General features: G+C 39.4%; 12 protein-coding genes. 8 read left to right on the forward strand and 4 right to left on the reverse strand.

Annotated elements, in window-relative coordinates:
• Positions 1–87 precede the first annotated feature (87 nt).
• Entirely contained in the window at positions 88–834 is a 747-nt protein-coding gene (locus tag GWK08_RS10975) for a tyrosine-protein phosphatase (RefSeq protein ID WP_163607227.1), read from the forward strand.
• Here GWK08_RS10975 and GWK08_RS10980 read toward each other — a convergent pair.
• The 4 genes from GWK08_RS10980 to GWK08_RS10995 all read right to left on the reverse strand — a co-directional run bounded on the left by GWK08_RS10980 (position 831) and on the right by GWK08_RS10995 (position 7,019).
• Complete coding sequence (locus tag GWK08_RS10980) at positions 831–3,221, reverse strand: GumC family protein (protein ID WP_163607228.1); 2,391 nt, start codon at positions 3,219–3,221, stop codon at positions 831–833. The genes GWK08_RS10975 and GWK08_RS10980 overlap by 4 nt on opposite strands.
• 7 nt (positions 3,222–3,228) lie before the next feature.
• Positions 3,229–3,936 (reverse strand): polysaccharide biosynthesis/export family protein, encoded by a 708-nt coding sequence (locus tag GWK08_RS10985; protein ID WP_317168149.1) that lies wholly within the window; start codon positions 3,934–3,936, stop codon positions 3,229–3,231.
• A gap of 78 nt (positions 3,937–4,014) precedes the next feature.
• Positions 4,015–5,931, reverse strand: coding sequence for a polysaccharide biosynthesis protein (locus tag GWK08_RS10990; RefSeq protein WP_163607232.1), 1,917 nt, complete (start codon positions 5,929–5,931; stop codon positions 4,015–4,017).
• Positions 5,928–7,019 (reverse strand): aminotransferase class I/II-fold pyridoxal phosphate-dependent enzyme, encoded by a 1,092-nt coding sequence (locus GWK08_RS10995; RefSeq protein WP_163607234.1) that lies wholly within the window; start codon positions 7,017–7,019, stop codon positions 5,928–5,930. The genes GWK08_RS10990 and GWK08_RS10995 overlap by 4 nt, the downstream gene beginning before the upstream one ends.
• 540 nt (positions 7,020–7,559) lie before the next feature.
• Between GWK08_RS10995 and GWK08_RS11000 the strand changes: the two genes are divergently transcribed.
• The 7 genes from GWK08_RS11000 (at position 7,560) to GWK08_RS11030 (ending at position 16,227) form a co-directional block, all read left to right on the forward strand.
• Positions 7,560–8,585 (forward strand): NAD-dependent epimerase, encoded by a 1,026-nt coding sequence (locus GWK08_RS11000; RefSeq protein ID WP_163607236.1) that lies wholly within the window; start codon positions 7,560–7,562, stop codon positions 8,583–8,585.
• A 207-nt stretch (positions 8,586–8,792) separates the two neighbouring features.
• Positions 8,793–9,794, forward strand: coding sequence for an SDR family oxidoreductase (locus GWK08_RS11005; RefSeq protein ID WP_163607238.1), 1,002 nt, complete (start codon positions 8,793–8,795; stop codon positions 9,792–9,794).
• A 13-nt stretch (positions 9,795–9,807) separates the two neighbouring features.
• Positions 9,808–11,139 carry a UDP-glucose dehydrogenase family protein gene (locus tag GWK08_RS11010; RefSeq protein WP_163607239.1) on the forward strand — a complete coding sequence of 444 codons (1,332 nt, stop codon included), beginning with the start codon at positions 9,808–9,810 and terminating at the stop codon, positions 11,137–11,139.
• Positions 11,132–12,406 carry a nucleotide sugar dehydrogenase gene (locus GWK08_RS11015; protein WP_163607240.1) on the forward strand — a complete coding sequence of 425 codons (1,275 nt, stop codon included), beginning with the start codon at positions 11,132–11,134 and terminating at the stop codon, positions 12,404–12,406. The genes GWK08_RS11010 and GWK08_RS11015 overlap by 8 nt, the downstream gene beginning before the upstream one ends.
• A 40-nt stretch (positions 12,407–12,446) precedes the next feature.
• Positions 12,447–13,958, forward strand: coding sequence for a lipopolysaccharide biosynthesis protein (locus GWK08_RS11020; RefSeq protein WP_163607241.1), 1,512 nt, complete (start codon positions 12,447–12,449; stop codon positions 13,956–13,958).
• Between the two features lie 13 nt (positions 13,959–13,971).
• Entirely contained in the window at positions 13,972–15,246 is a 1,275-nt protein-coding gene (locus tag GWK08_RS11025; RefSeq protein ID WP_163607242.1) for a hypothetical protein, read from the forward strand.
• 3 nt (positions 15,247–15,249) lie between these two features.
• Positions 15,250–16,227 (forward strand): polysaccharide pyruvyl transferase family protein, encoded by a 978-nt coding sequence (locus GWK08_RS11030; protein WP_163607243.1) that lies wholly within the window; start codon positions 15,250–15,252, stop codon positions 16,225–16,227.
• Positions 16,228–16,229 lie beyond the last annotated feature (2 nt).

Below are 16,229 nucleotides of genomic sequence, written 5' to 3' on the forward strand. Positions count from 1 at the left end.
ATTCCATCGGGTCTTCGCTTTGTTTTCTATCTAACAATTCGGCATAATAATTTTATATCTTTACATTATTAGTTCTATTTTTGAAAAATGATTCAATTCTTTTCAAAAAAGCAATTTCTCAAAGACTATTTGGAAGGTTTCGTCGATATACACTGTCATATTCTGCCTGGAATAGATGACGGGGCCGCCAATGTAGAGGAAGCTGTGTACCTGATAAAGAAATTTGCGTTGCTTGGGATTGAACAGTTTATTGCCACTCCTCATATCATGGAGGATTACTACCCCAATACGGATATCAGTATTGCCAATGCTTTCGAAATTTTACAGGACGAACTTACTTCTGCCAGGTTATCGCATATTATTGTAAATCCTGCGGCAGAACATATGATGGATGGGAATTTTGAAGATCTGCTCGAAAATAAGAACCTGCTTCCTTTAAAAGAGAAGTATGTTCTGGTAGAAATGTCTTATTTGCAACCTCCCATCAACCTGGAAGAGCTCATAAAGCGTATTCGCCAGCAGGGATATTTACCGGTCCTGGCGCATCCCGAACGCTACAAATACTACCACGGGAAGAAAGATTTTTACAAAAGCCTGAAGCAAATGGGTTGTTTTTTACAGCTCAATTTATTGTCGCTTACCGAACATTACGGAAAAGGTGTTCAGAAAACAGCACACTACCTTCTGGAAGAAAATCTAATCGATTTTACAGGCTCCGATGTTCATAATGTCTATCAGATAGAAAAGATCTCCAATATGGTCATTACCGACAGAACGCTTAATTACCTTAAGCCAATCATAAAGAATACCGTGAATACTTTTTCGGTGATCTAGTAAACGGCCGTTTTTTTCAATGCCGACTTTTTACCTTTTTTCTTGTTGTTGTCGTAGTAACCGTAACCGTATTTGGCTCCGTAACCGAAGTTGGACTGTTTTACATCGTTAACCACCAACATCATTCCGTTAAGCTTTTTATCCTCATAGAGTTCCCTGGCAAAATTCAGGATCCTCTTTTCGGTATATTCTGCCCTGGTTACATAGATCGTATGTCCAGCATACTGGCTGAAAAGAAGTGTATCTGTTACCAGCATGGCCGGAGCAGTATCGACAATCACATAATCATACTGCATGGAAACTTCATCAAACAAAGACCTCATCCTTTCACTCATCAGCATTTCTGCCGGATTTGGCGGAGTCTTACCCGATAGAAGGATATCCACATGATTATTCTTGATCTCGTACGTACTGATCACATCTTTGGTAGTCAGCGACCTGTCAAAAAGATAATCGGTCAGGCCGTAGTTGTTGATCCTTTTCTGCTTCTTAAGGAATAACTGGATCTTCGGATTCCTGATATCGGCTCCTATCAGAAGGACCCTTTTATCAGAATTGGCCATGATAAGAGAGAGATTCGTACTTACAAAAGTCTTCCCTTCTCCATTAACCGTAGAGGTAACAAAGATGACATTATCGTATCGATGTGTATTTCTTACTCTTTTCAGGTAATCGAAATTCGTTCTTATGATCCTGAAGGATTCCGAAAGTATAGACCGGTCATTTCGCTCTACCAGTAAAGTTTTATTTTTCCCTTTCAGTCTTGGGATCTCTCCAAGGATAGAAATATTCAATTCTTTCTCCAGATCTTCCTTATTGTGGATCTTATTGTCCAGAAGGTTTCTCAGATAGAAAAAGGAAAAGGGTGTTACCAGGCCGAGGAATATCCCAACCAGGTAGATCATTTTCTTATTCGGGGAGATCGGAGATTCACTAACTGCAAAAGCTTCATCTATCACCTTGGTATTCGGAGAGATCGCAGCTTGTGTAATTGCTGCCTCTTCCCTTTTCTCCAACAGGTATAGATACAGGGATTCATAGATCTGTTGTTGCCTGGAAATATCCAGAAATTGTCTCTCCTGTCCCGGTAAAGTGGAAATTTTAGAGTTGATGGTAGCGGTCTGCCTTCTCAGGTCCCCTACCCGTATATTCAATGAATTCTTTGCATTGTTTAAACTCTGCTGTAACCCTCTTCTGATCTCGTTGATACGCTGATCCAGGTTAACGATCACAGGATTCTTTTCGCTTGAGCTTTTCAGTAATCTGTTCCTTTCGGAGATCAGCTCGTTATAACTGGCTGTAGCCGCGCTGATGGTAGCGTCTTCCAGTCCGATATTCGAAGGAAGGAGTTCATATGCCTGCTGATTGTCCAGCAATTCACTCATCGATTCAACCAGTGTTAACTGCGTTCCGGTTGCAAGGAGGTCTCTCCTGTATTCTGATCCGGTATTCAGGAATAATTCAGCTTCAGAGCTGATATTGGTCAACTGATTTCCGGATTTAAACCTCTCTACAGATTCATCCACATCGGAAAGGTCGTTGGTAATGATCTCCAGACGGTTATTGATAAAATCGGTGGTTACCTTGGAAATAGCTTTCTTTTCATCGAAGGAGGTCTCTGCATACTGACTGATCACTTCATTGATCACATCTATTGCCTTTCTCTTTGAAGCATCGCTCAGGAAAAGAGAAATTACGTCAGATCCTTTAATAGGTACTATGCTCAACCTGTTGATCAGAGATACGGCTACCGCATCTACCGGTAAGAACGTAACTCTATAGGTTTCTCCTTTAAATCTCGTAAGGTCATCAGAATCGGGGGTGATCAGAAGATCGCCGTATCTGGTCGGGATATTCTGCCCGAAAGCATAGGTCTTGGATTTATTGGAACCGATAATCTCGAACTTAAAATTTGTTTCGGAGACAACGGTAACATTAAAATTCAGATAGGCTCTCTCCACCAGGGAATCCGAAGCAATGATGGCAGCTTTTACCGGTGCTTTGGGATAGAGTTCTATTTCATTCACTCTTCCCTGAGCAAAGTACTGAGTATTGAGTCCGAGTTCGCGTACCACACGGCGCATGACTCCTCTCGACTTAAATCTCCTGATCTCGTTTTCTACGGATTTTTCTTCTCCTGCAAAGCCTTCAAACTGAGCGATCCCTGACAAAGGGCTTTCTTCTTCGTTTGTAATGATAAGTGTGGCTGTGGCCCCATACTGAGGAATAGTATAACGGAGGTACAAGAATGCCCCTCCGACAAAGATTATGATACTAAGTAAAAACCAGGGCCAGTGCTGGGTATATTTTTTTACTTCTTTTCCTAAATCAAAATCACTCTTTGCTAAACTACTATTATTCAAAGATTTAAACTGATCATTGCTCATCCTAACATCATCTAATTAAAATCGACACTAATAATAAAACCAATGAAGAACCTATGGATATCGTTAGTGTATCGATACTATCCAAACCGGAAGATCTAACCCTGCCCTTATTAGGTTCAACATATACCACATCATTCTGAGTTAAATAATAAACCGGAGAATTAACAAATTCCTTAGTCGTTAAATCTACACGGGAATAGGTTTTAACACCATTGAAATCCCTGATAATCAGTACATTTTTACGTTCTCCCTGAATTGTTAAGTCTCCTGCTAACCCAATTGCTTCCAACAAAGTTATTCTTTCTCCGGTAACAGGATAAGTACCTGGTCTGTTAACTTCACCTAAAACCGTAACCTGAAAATTATTCAATCGAAGATTAATTATCGGATTCTTGATGTATTCCGATAATTTTTCCCTTAGCATATCCTTGGCTTCTGTTGGCGTAAGCCCCAATAATTTTACCTTTCCCAGTACAGGGAATTCAATAAAACCGTCTTTATCTATCAGGTAATCCAGGCTCACCGCGTTGTCTCCTGTACCAGCCAGAAGATTAAAAGGTCTGGTCGTTTCCAGATCTAAAGCTGATACATTTATAGCTACCACATCATCTACCTTAAATCTCGGTGTAAACGTATTGGTATTTACTTCGGTCTCAAATTCCTTGGCACTTTGAAAATAAACTACATTCTCTCTTGAACCGCAAGAGCTGATCAACAGTAGAATTAAGATTGAAAAAACAAGGCTCTTCGGGGAATATAAACTTTTGTTCATTACGACGGCTTAAATTGGACTTTATTGGTTTACGATATATACGGTTTCTTTTTCTTTTTTATCGAACATCTCGAATTCAGAATTATTGGATTTGTATTCGGGAATCAGATTCTTCATTTTCTTGACGATATTCACATTCTGAAAACGATTCGTCAGACACAATTCCTCTATATCCGATTTAACCTTATCGTAAATCAGTTCTCTTGTTTTACTGATCATTATTTTCTTGTGATAGGTAGGCAGTGTGTTCTCACCATTTGCCAATAATTCCTCATAAAGCTTTTCTCCCGGCCTCAAACCTGTTATTTTGATATCAATATCTTCAGGGTATTTCAAGCCGGAAAGCTTGATCATGTTCAGAGCAAGATAATAAATCTTCACTGATTCTCCCATATCAAAAATAAATATTTCTCCTCCATTCCCCATGGCTCCTGCCTCAAGAACTAACTGAGAAGCTTCAGGAATAGTCATAAAATATCTGGTTACTTCTTTATGAGTTACCGTTAAAGGTCCGCCTTTTTCAATCTGCTTTTTAAATAATGGTATTACAGATCCGTTAGACCCAAGTACGTTTCCGAAACGAGTAGTGATAAATTTGGTTTTGCTTTCTTTCTGAAGGCAGCTTATGTACATTTCTGCAATTCGCTTGGTAGCTCCCATCACACTGGTTGGGTTCACCGCCTTATCCGTAGATACAAAAACAAACTTCTTAATTTTATAGTAAGATGCAGTATCTGCAAGGATCTTGGTTCCGTTTACATTGATCTTGATCGCTTCATACGGACTATTCTCCATCAGAGGCACGTGCTTGTAAGCAGCCGCATGGAAAACCATGGTTGGCTTGTGCTCCTGGAAAATGTAATCAATACGGATCTTATCGCGAATATCTGCAACTATTGCGGTAAAATTATTTTTCCCCTTTTGCTTTAATTCCTGTTGCAGGTCGTAAAGGGAAGATTCTGCCTGATCTACTAAAATAAGTTTTTCTACATCGTAATTGGATATCTGCTTGGCAAGCTCACTCCCGATGGAACCGGCTGCCCCGGTAACCAGGATGGTCTCTCCTTTAAATTCTTTCTGAAGCATTGGATTCTGGATCTCTATCGGAACCCTGTCTAACAAGTCTTCAATCTGTACCTGTTGGATCTGGTTAACACTCAACTCTCCGTTGATCCATTTTTCAATGGGCGGAACCTTGGTCACTTTAACCGGAAGGTCGACCAGGCTGTCTACCAAAGCTCTTAGCTTATTGGTGCTGATATTCTGAATAGAAACAACAATCTCGTTTATCTTGTTCAGTTCAATATATGAAGGTGTGATCTTATCGTACGTTACGATCGGCACCCCATTGATGAATTTACCGTTCTTCTGAACATCATCATCAATAAAACTTACAATATTGAATCTGTTCTTTACATTGTTAACCAATGCATTATATGTTACAATTCCCGAATCTCCCGCTCCATAGATGATAATATTCTTGCAGGACATCAGTCTGCAGGAAACATACTTATACGCTACCTTAAAGACCAATCTGCTTGCACTCAAAGCCACAAAACTCAATAGAGAGTGGATGATAATTATGGATAGAGGGATCGTATATCCCGGAATTAAATTCGTTTCTCTGTTGATCAGTACAAAAACAATCGTCAGGAAAGACAATAGAGAAATTGCCTTAGACAAGTTCATTACATCTCTAAACCCGGTGTGGCGTATAACACTTTTAAAAGATCCTATGGCAAGGAAACTTGCCGTAGCAGTGATCATTAAAAGGGGTAACTGGATCAACAACTGCTCAATATCGAAGTTTAAGGTGAAATTAAACCTGATAAAATAAGCCATGAAGAAAGCCAATAGTACGAGAGTCAGGTCTATACCTAAAACCAACCATTTCGAGGCGTATTTCTGAGAGTTATAAGTAAAATAATCTTTTATCATCGGGTTGAGTATTTTTCAATTATTTGGATTGTTCTTTCCAGATCAGACATGCTTAAGTTCGATCCGCTTGGTAAGCAAAGACCAACTTCAAACAGCTTTTCTGAAGTACCGTCGGTATACGCCTCGCAGTCCCCAAACACAGGTTGTAAATGCATTGGTTTCCACAATGGCCTTGATTCTATATCATCTTCCATAAGCCCCAGTCTGATAGCTTCTCTCTGTTCGAAAGAAGAAGTCAAAATGCAGCTTAACCATCGGTTGGAATAAAATCCATCCGGTTCCTCTAAAAATGATATATCTGAATATTTAGAAAGATTTTCTTTGTAGATCTTAAAGTTATTTCTCCTGGCCTCCACCCTTTTATAAAGAACTTCCATCTGTCCTCTTCCAACACCCGCCAGAATATTACTCATTCTGTAGTTGTATCCTATATGACTGTGCTGATAGTGTGGAGCATTATCTCTGGCCTGTGTTGCCAGGAAAACAGCTTTTTCTCTGGTAGCCGGATCATTGGTTACCAACGCACCTCCTCCGGAAGTGGTGATAATCTTATTTCCGTTAAAGGAAAAAATACCCAGATCTCCGAGGGTTCCACACTTCCTGTCAAAATATTTACTACCTAATGCCTCTGCACTATCTTCAATTACCGGGATGTCATATTTCCTGGCAATATTATTTATCTCCGAAGCTTTATACGGCATTCCATATAAATGAACCGCAATTATCGCTTTGGGTTTTCTGTATTTTTCAGTCCTGTCTATTATTGCTTTTTCCAATAGTTCCGGAGACATGTTCCAGGTATCGGATTCACTATCAATAAAAACAGGAGAAGCTCCCAGATATGTTATGGGATTGGCCGAAGCCGCAAAAGTAAAACTCTGGCATAAAACCTCATCACCGGAAGAAACTCCTAACAAATCAAGAGCAAGGTGAATAGCACCGGTTCCCGAACTCAATACCGCAACATGCGAATTGTCGCCAAGATAACTTTCGATATCTTTTTCAAATCCAGCTACATTCGGGCCAAGAGGAGCAATCCAATTAGTGTCAAAAGCATCCTTAACATACTTTTGTTCCTCTCCACTCATGTGAGGTGTTGATAATAGTATTCTAGTTTTAACCACGTTTTTCAAGTATCTATTTAAATCACGAACATTTACGTTATTACGGAATGTCCGGTTTTAGCATTAACAAAATTTTACAAACTGATCTCTATAAAACAGAGAACGGTTTAACATTTCTGATACTTAATATTTAAGGAGTAAAATAAGTTTGGAAAAAAGCAATCAATCACAGAATAACGATCAACGACTATAATTTCGATAAGTCTCATAATCCTCAAAGTATTAAATCAATATTGTGCTATTAATCAATTTAATCTCAGGGTTACGAGGGTAAATTTAAGAATTGTTTTAAGGTTCCAAGAAAAGAAGGGGGTTAATTCGGCAAAACTCTAATAAAAATCGGTTAACTACTTGCTTCAAGAATTTGGAGGGGGAAAATTCAAAAATTGAAGGGGATTTATCCCCCCGTTATTTTTTTATTATCCCGGAGCATTTAAACTCTGTAAACTTTTTTCCATCTTTGTCTTTAATTTAAAAACTGTTGTTTAAAAACCAAATGAATTCATGAAGGTATTGGTAACCGGTGCAGCCGGTTTTATAGGGTTCTACGTATCTAAAGTGCTTCTTGAAAAAGGGCATGAAGTTGTCGGACTGGATAATGTAAATGATTACTACACAGCAGATCTGAAATACGATCGTTTAAACGAATTGGGAATCTCCAAAAAAGAGGCTGAGATCTTCAAGAGAAAATCGGTAAGTTCTAAGTATTCTTCTTTTGCATTTATTCGGATGGATCTGGAAGACAGAACCCACCTTCCTTCCTTATTTGAGAATGAATCATTTGATGCAGTATGCAATCTTGCTGCTCAGGCAGGAGTACGTTACAGTCTTGAAAATCCGGAAGCCTATGTAGACAGTAATATGGTTGGTTTTTTAAATATTTTGGAGTGCTGCCGGAACCATAAAATAAAGCATCTGGTGTATGCAAGTAGTTCCAGCGTTTACGGATTAAATGAAAAAATCCCGTTTTCGGCAGAGGACAATGTAGACCATCCTATCAGTCTATATGCCGCAACCAAAAAAAGCAATGAGCTCATGGCTCATACCTATAGTCATTTGTTTCAATTACCTACAACGGGTTTACGCTTTTTCACAGTTTATGGTCCGTGGGGTAGACCAGATATGGCTATGTTTTTATTTACAGATGCTATAGTAAATAATCGTCCCATAAAGGTCTTTAATTACGGAAATATGGAGAGAGATTTTACCTATATAGATGATATTACGGAAGGCGTTGTCAGGGTTATTGAAAAACCTATAAATGACAGGTTAAATGAAAAGGAATACTATAAACTATATAATATAGGTAATAACAATTCTGTAAAGCTTTCCGACTTTATAAATGAGATAGAAAACAACCTGGAAAAGAAGGCAGAAAAGCAAATGCTCCCTATTCAACCGGGTGATGTAGAAAGGACCTGGGCCGATGTAAATGGTCTGATCAGGGATTACGGCTACTCTCCGGATACTCCTATAAAAGAAGGGGTTAAAAATTTTATAGACTGGTATCGGTCTTATTACAAAATATAGCAGCTTATCGCATTATTGCTATATGTTATTGATGTCAGCAATATTTGTTAATATTGTGCAGTCTTTCTGAATTTTCAGAACGAATATCGTCCAAAAAATGAATTTCATCGTAATTAATATCAAGTTAATATAATTTAAACTGTTATTCCAACGGTTTTGCTCATCTTTGCCAGTAATTGATAAACAAACCAAAAAATTCAATTTTTAATGAACTCTGAGCAATTGGAAACATTGTCCTCCTCAAAAATATTAGTTACGGGTGGAGCCGGCTTTATTGGTTCTAATCTGTGCGAAGAATTACTAAAACACAACTGTGAAGTGGTCTGCCTGGACAACTTTGCAACCGGAAAAAGAGAAAATCTAAATGCTATTATAGATGCTCCCAAATTCACACTGATAGAGGGAGATATTCGCAATATAGATGATTGTCACAAAGCAGTAGAAGGTGTAGACTATGTCTTACATCAGGCCGCACTTGGTTCGGTTCCGAGATCTATTAACGATCCTATTACCAGCAACGATGTAAATGTATCCGGTTTTCTTAATATGCTTATCGCTTCCCGAGACGCCAATGTAAAGCGTTTTGTGTATGCGGCAAGCTCTTCCACCTATGGCGATTCGGAATCGCTTCCGAAGGTAGAAGATAAAATAGGGAGGCCTCTATCTCCTTATGCCATCACCAAATATGTAAATGAGTTATACGCCGATATTTTCCATAAGACCTATGGATTGGATACGGTAGGGTTGCGATATTTTAATGTTTTTGGTAGAAAACAGGATCCAAATGGTGCGTATGCTGCCGTTATTCCTAAATTTGTGCTGCAGTTCTTAAATAATGAATCACCGGTGATCAATGGAGATGGAACCTACTCAAGAGATTTTACGTATATAGATAACGTAATTCAAATGAATCTGAAAGCTATGACCTCATCTAATGCAAATGCTTTAAATCAGGTATATAATGTAGCATATGGAGAACGTACTTCTCTAAAGGAGTTGGCAGAATTATTAAAAACCTATTTATCGGAGTTTGATGAAGCAATCGCCAATATTCCTGTAAAGCACGGTCCTAACAGGGCCGGAGATATCCCCCACTCACTGGCGTCGATCGATAAGGCGAAAAAATTATTGGATTACGATCCCCAATTCGGAATAGAGCTCGGATTAAAAGAGGCTGTAAAATGGTATTGGGAAAATTTAAAAAAATAGAAAACAGAATATTATGAACTTAACAGTTATCGGAACCGGGTATGTTGGTTTGGTTAGCGGTACATGTTTCTCCGAAATGGGAAACAGGGTAACTTGTATAGATATAGACGAAAAGAAAATAGAAGATTTAAAGAACGGGATCATTCCTATTTATGAGCCGGGGCTGGAAGCTATGGTTCTAAGGAATGTCAAATTGGGAAATTTACATTTCAGCACCAGTTTGAACAGTAGCCTGGATAAATCTGATATTGCATTTATAGCCGTAGGGACACCTATGGGAGAAGACGGTTCGGCAGACCTGCAGTACGTATTGGGTGTTGCCCGCCAGATCGGTCGGGAAATGCAAACCCCTCTTATTGTAGTAGATAAATCTACCGTTCCTGTTGGTACAGGAGATAAAGTAAGAGCAGTGATCCAGGAAGAGCTGGATAAGCGTGGAGTGGATATTGAATTTCACGTGGTTTCAAATCCCGAATTCTTAAAAGAGGGAGCCGCTATCGGAGATTTTATGAAACCCGATCGCGTGGTGATAGGAGCAGATAACGACTATGCTATCGAGCAGATGCAGGCCCTGTATTCTCCTTTCCTGTTGAACACGGGGAGATTTATTTCCATGGATATCCGATCGGCAGAAATGACCAAGTATGTGGCAAATACCATGCTTGCCACTAAGATCTCCTTTATGAATGAAGTTGCCAATATCTGTGAATTGGTGGGTGCCGATGTAAATAAGGTGCGTATCGGGATCGGTTCGGATCAGCGAATCGGATACAGCTTTATTTATCCTGGATGCGGTTACGGAGGTTCCTGCTTTCCGAAGGATGTAAAAGCATTAAAGAAGATAGCCGAAGAAAACGGATATAAAGCCAATATCATTACAGCGGTTGAAGATGTTAATGACAAACAGAAATTTGTGATCGCCGAAAAAGTGGTTAAGCATTTCGGAGAAGATCTCTCCGGTAAAACCTTTGCTTTATGGGGACTTGCCTTTAAACCGGAAACAGACGATATGAGAGAAGCTCCGGCCATTTATGTGATAAAAGAACTGGTAAAGAGAGGAGCTAAGATCAGGGCATATGATCCGAAAGCCATGGAAGAAGCCCAGCATTTTTACCTTAAGGATATCGATGCTGTTTCCTATTGCAATTCAAAATACGACACTCTTAAAGGTGCCGATGCAATGATCCTTCTTACCGAATGGAAAGAATTCCGTTCTCCTGATTTTGAAGAATTAAAAACGCAAATGAACAATGCCGTTATTTTTGACGGCAGGAATCAATACAGTACACTGAAACTGGATGAGAAAGGTTTCACATATTATCAAATAGGTAAAAAAAATGACTAATATTGCGGTTATTGGCCTGGGATACGTAGGTTTACCCCTGGCCCGGTTATTTGCTACAAAATTCCCTGTAGTAGGCTTTGACATTAATAAAGAAAGAGTTACAGAGCTCAATACAGGAGAAGATAAGACTTTAGAAGTTTCGGAAGAGCTGCTGAAAAGTGTATTGAAAGACAACCCGGATACTAAAAATGGACTCTACTGTTCTGATTCGATCGAAGATATCAAAGACTGTAATTATTATGTAGTTACCGTTCCCACTCCTGTTGATAAGAACAATCGCCCGGATCTGACTCCGCTTTACAAGTCGAGTGAAACCGTGGGGAAAGTCCTTAAAAAAGGAGACATTGTTATTTACGAATCTACGGTTTACCCGGGGGTTACGGAAGATGAATGTGTTCCTATCCTTGAAAAAGTGAGCGGCCTGAAATTTAACGAAGATTTCTTCGCAGGTTACTCCCCGGAGCGTATCAACCCGGGAGATAAAGAACATACGGTAGAAAAAATACTCAAGGTTACTTCCGGTTCTACGGAAGCCATTGGTAAAAAAGTTGATGAATTATATGCTTCGGTAATAACCGCCGGGACTCACCTGGCTCCTACCATTAAAGTTGCAGAAGCTGCCAAAGTGATCGAAAATTCGCAGAGAGATATCAACATCGCTTTCGTAAATGAGCTTGCCAAGATATTTAACCTTCTGGAAATAGATACACATGCAGTATTGGAAGCTGCGGGAACAAAATGGAATTTCCTTCCCTTTAAGCCCGGTCTTGTGGGTGGGCACTGTATAGGGGTAGATCCTTACTACCTGGCGCAGAAAGCTCAGGAAATAGGCTACCACCCCGAAATTATCCTTGCCGGACGAAGAATGAACGACAGTATGGGGCAGTATGTAGCCGGAGAGATCGTTAAACTCATGCTTCAGAAAGATCTTAAGGTTAAAGGATCCAAGGCATTGATGCTCGGTATCACCTTCAAGGAAAATTGCCCTGATGTTCGCAATACCAAGGTCGTAGATGTAATACACCACTTAAAGGAGTACGGAATAGATGTTTCCGTATTTGATCCTTGGGCGAATCCTGAAGAAGTTAAACACGAATACAATCTGAATACATTAAATACCGCTCCGAATGAAACCTATGATGCAATTATCCTGGGAGTAGCGCATAAAGAGTTCCTCGATATTGATTTTAGCAAAATGCTGAATTCCGGTGGTGTGGTTTATGATGTAAAAGGTGTACTGACTAAACAAGTTACGGGACGGCTGTAAAAATAAAACCAAGTACATAACAATTATTAAATAGGTTTTTTTGAGTCAATTAAAAAAAGGAGCCATATTAAATTATATTACCATTATTCTGACCAATGTGGTTGGTTTGGTGTTAACACCTTTCATTATCAGAAAACTTGGTGATGCGGAGTTCGGGTTATACACTTTAATCGGAGCTTTTGTCGGTTATATTTCCCTTCTCGATTTTGGGCTTAACAATACCGTAGTACGCTTTGTAGCCAAGTACCGGGCCGAAAAAGACCGGCAAGGCGAAGAAAACTTCCTCGCCACCACAATGCTCATATTTTCGGTAATTTCCACCCTGGTGGTCCTTATCGGCGTTGCCTGTTATTTTAACCTGGACTACATCTTTAAAAACTCTCTTACGCCGGATCAGATCGGGAAAGCAAAGATCATGTTCGTGATCCTTATCTTTAACCTGGCTATCAGATTACCCGGAGGTGTTTTTGAAGGAATATGCTCGGGTTATGAGCAATTCGTTTTTCCGAAATCTGTGAATATTGCAAGGTATATCCTGAGGTCAATTACTATTGTTGCAGTTCTTCTTCTGGGAGGTAAAGCAGTAGCAATGGTTGTTATCGACACCATATTTAATATCTCCATAGTTATTGTCAACGCAATTTTTGTTTTCAAAAAACTAAAGGTAAAATTCAAATTACACCGTTTTGAGATGCCGTTGATCAGAGAGATATTCGGTTATTCGGTCTGGATATTTGTCTTTGCTATCGTAAGTCAGTTTCAGTGGAGGGCCGGACAGGTTGTTCTCGGAATAGTGGCAGACACCACGGTAGTAGCCATTTTTGCAGTCGGGGTTATGCTCGGAACCTATTACGGGGCCTTTTCTACGGCAATTTCCAGTGTATTCCTGCCAAGAGCAACTCAGATGACTGTTGGAAACGCCAGCGGAGAAGAATTAACCAGTATGATGATACGCATCGGGCGTATTTCTTTTATCGTACTGCTGTACATACTCGGAGCTTTTGCTTTGTACGGAAAACAGTTTGTTTTCCTCTGGGTTGGAGAATCTTATTATGACGCATGGGTGGTTGCACTGATCATTATGCTGGCCTATACCCTTCCCCTGGTACAAGGGTTCGGGAATTCTATCCTGGAAGCCAAGAATAAATTATCATTCAAAGCCCTTACCTATCTGGTATTTATGATTGTCGGAACAGGTGTTGGTGCCTTGTTCGCAAGTAAATATGGAGCTATCGGAATGATTGCCGGTTCTGTTGCAGGCTGGGTGATCGTACAGAATATCATGAATTTTTACTATCACAGGGTCATAAAACTCAATATCCTCAGATTCTTCAGAGAAGTAGGTCACAGGATCATTTTAACCCTGGCTTTTATACTGGCTATCGGGTACTTTATAAAATGTATTCCCGGAAGCGGATGGCTCAATTTTATCGTAAAAGGCAGTTTATATACGCTGGTATTCAGTTTTTTAATGTATTTTTTCGGAATGATAGAATACGAGAAAAAGCTTTTCAGAGATTCGATATATAAGGTGATGCGAAAACGCAATTAATGTTTTGTAAATAATGTTGGAATTACAACAAATAGAGATCAAGGAAAAAGGTACTGCATTGTTTTATCGCTATTCCATCGATAAAAAATACAGGAAGTTCTTTAATACAGATCAATCTTTCTATGTTAAGTATTCGGATAATATTGAGGGTGTCCCTCCCAGTATTCTGAACATCCCCTTTTTGGCCAATGTCATGCCAATAGCCTGGTTTGTAGGCTTTGATGTTGTGGTAGATGAACTGGACGAAGTCTTTTATCAGGCCCTTCAGAACCTTAAAGAAGAATTCCTTAAATATTACAACACTTCATTTAAAGGCGAGTTGAAAGTAAAAAAACTCGTCAAAAACACTATAGACGGAAATGAATCCGCGCTGTTATTCAGTGGAGGACTCGACTCTTTCGAATCTTTTATCAGGAATAAGGACAAAAACCCTTTTCTAGTTTCCATTCACGGAGCAGATGTGGAGATAGAGGATGAAGTGCGATGGAACGATTTTATCCGATTTAATAAGGAAGAAGTTATCCTGGATGAAAAAAGGCATTATTATATTGAGAGTAACCTCCGCACATTTTACACCTATCATGTAGAATTACTTGTAAATATAGGATGGTGGGGTAAAATACAACACGGAATGGCACTGATAGGGGTATTGGCTCCGCTTACTTATAAGAAGAAAGTCACCTCTATTCTTATCGCCTCCTCCAATACGGAAGAAGTAGATTTCGGATGGGGCTCCACTCCCGGAATAGATGAAAAAATGAAATGGGCCAACAGTTCTGTTATTCACGACGGATATCACTTGAGAAGGACCGACAAGATCGATAATGTTATCGACTATGTGAAGAATGGTGGCGAAGAGATCAAATTAAGGGTGTGTTATTCGGAACTCAGGGACGGATATAATTGTAGTAAATGTGCCAAATGCCAGCGAACGATGCTGGGTATTATCCTGGCCGGAGATAATCCTAACAAATACGGTTTTGAGGTTCCCGATCAGCTTTATGAGATGATCCTGAATAACTTCAGATCCAAAAAGACACTGACCAAAGGCCTGGAATACGAATGGAGATGCCTGCAGGAAAAAGCTTCTGAAGTCGATTCCTTTTTTGTTCTGAAGGACGAAAATGAGGAAAAAAACTACCTGAAAAGTTTTATTGATCTAGATTTAAAGCAACTCATCGATACAGCAGTGGATAAACCCCAAAGAAAGGAGATATTTAAATTTTTAATACGGAACAAGTTTTCTAATCTATACACTTTATACAGGAATATTAGATACAATAAATAAACAATGGAATACGGATTATTAACATACGACGAGATATATACCTACAATGTGGGGGATTATGTTCAAAGCCTGGCGGCAAGACAATATCTTCCGAAAGTAGACACTCTGATCAACAGGGAAACACTGGCAGATTACGAAGGTGAAAAGATGAGCCTTATCTTGAACGGGTGGTTTACTCATAATATCCATAACTGGGTCCCAAACGATAAGATAAATCCGCTTTTTGTATCCTTTCACGTAAACTCAACCGCAGCTCCCTGGATGCTTAACGAAAAGGCTGTAGCCTATTTAAAACAACATCAGCCTATTGGTTGCAGAGATAAATTCACCGTCAAGATCCTTCAGGAAAAGGGCATTGATGCGTATTTTACAGGTTGTCTTACACTAACACTGGACAATTATAAGGTAGATGATTCGGAAAGAGGTGATGATATTTACATCGTAGATCCTTTTTATAACTATCCGTCCAAAGAAAAGCTTTTCTTCTCTCCGAGAAGATTTGTTACCGGTCTTTTTAACGGAGATATCTTTAAGATCAATAAGGATAAAAAACACCTGAAGAAGATCGTTTCCGAAGAAGTTTTGGAAAAAGCGCATTATATCACTCAGGTATTACCTTCAGGAACGCATAAGACAGAAGAGGAGAAGTTTGCATATGCCGAGGAATGTCTTAAAAAATATGCGAGAGCCAAACTGGTTATTACTTCCCGTATTCATTGTGCCCTCCCCTGCCTGGCCATGGGAACACCGGTAATATTCGTGAATGCCTTTAATACTTTTGTAGATACCTGTAGGTTTGATGGGATAACCGAACTCTTTAACAGGATTGATGTAGATGATAAAGGGAATTTCAAAGCCAATTTCGATTTACCGTCAAAAATAGATATGAACACCACAGTAACCAATTTAGGGTTACACACAAAACTATCGGAACCTTTAAAGGAAAAAAGTAAAGAATTTATAGCTCGTAGTAATTCCTGATA

The sequence above is a fragment of the Leptobacterium flavescens genome (assembly GCF_010671605.1).
GTDB classification, from domain to species: Bacteria; Bacteroidota; Bacteroidia; order Flavobacteriales; family Flavobacteriaceae; genus Leptobacterium; species Leptobacterium flavescens.

Coding starts and splice junctions, on each gene's coding strand:
- GWK08_RS10975 (WP_163607227.1), top strand. CDS start 88: ATGATTCAATTCTTTTCAAAAAAGCAATTTCTCAAAGACTATTTGGAA.
- GWK08_RS10980 (WP_163607228.1), bottom strand. CDS start 3,221: ATGAGCAATGATCAGTTTAAATCTTTGAATAATAGTAGTTTAGCAAAG.
- GWK08_RS10990 (WP_163607232.1), bottom strand. CDS start 5,931: ATGATAAAAGATTATTTTACTTATAACTCTCAGAAATACGCCTCGAAA.
- GWK08_RS10995 (WP_163607234.1), bottom strand. CDS start 7,019: ATGAGTGGAGAGGAACAAAAGTATGTTAAGGATGCTTTTGACACTAAT.
- GWK08_RS11000 (WP_163607236.1), top strand. CDS start 7,560: ATGAAGGTATTGGTAACCGGTGCAGCCGGTTTTATAGGGTTCTACGTA.
- GWK08_RS11005 (WP_163607238.1), top strand. CDS start 8,793: ATGAACTCTGAGCAATTGGAAACATTGTCCTCCTCAAAAATATTAGTT.
- GWK08_RS11010 (WP_163607239.1), top strand. CDS start 9,808: ATGAACTTAACAGTTATCGGAACCGGGTATGTTGGTTTGGTTAGCGGT.
- GWK08_RS11015 (WP_163607240.1), top strand. CDS start 11,132: ATGACTAATATTGCGGTTATTGGCCTGGGATACGTAGGTTTACCCCTG.
- GWK08_RS11025 (WP_163607242.1), top strand. CDS start 13,972: ATGTTGGAATTACAACAAATAGAGATCAAGGAAAAAGGTACTGCATTG.
- GWK08_RS11030 (WP_163607243.1), top strand. CDS start 15,250: ATGGAATACGGATTATTAACATACGACGAGATATATACCTACAATGTG.